Origin of the sequence: Streptomyces sp. WAC05292 (assembly GCF_003949955.1) — a bacterium.
Lineage (GTDB): Bacteria > Actinomycetota > Actinomycetes > Streptomycetales > Streptomycetaceae > Streptomyces > Streptomyces globosus.
Genome location: NZ_RPSE01000922.1, coordinates 1 through 246 on the forward strand (window position 1 = coordinate 1; position 246 = coordinate 246).

Sequence of the window (246 nt, forward strand, 5' to 3'; positions counted from 1 at the left end):
GCTCTCGCCGCCCTCCTCGTAGTTCAGGACGAGGCTGACGGCGACCCGGGCGCCGCCGGGCCAGGCGGCGTGCGGCGGCTCGGCGCCGTAGCCGACGAGGTCGCGCTGTGGCTCGGACACGCCCCGCGGGATCCGCGTCAGTGCAGGATCCGCGTCAGGAAACCCTCCAATCCCTGGACGACCCGGGCGATCCGCTCGTCCAGGTCGAGCGTCTCGTCCATCTGGCCCATCGGGGCCGCGATCTTC

Annotated in this window: 1 pseudogene; it reads right to left on the reverse strand. The window is 73.2% G+C overall.

The annotated features are described in order from the left end of the window. Positions 1-120: pseudogene (locus tag EF903_RS35775) on the reverse strand (chitin deacetylase); the annotation flags it as partial. Positions 121-246 lie beyond the last annotated feature (126 nt).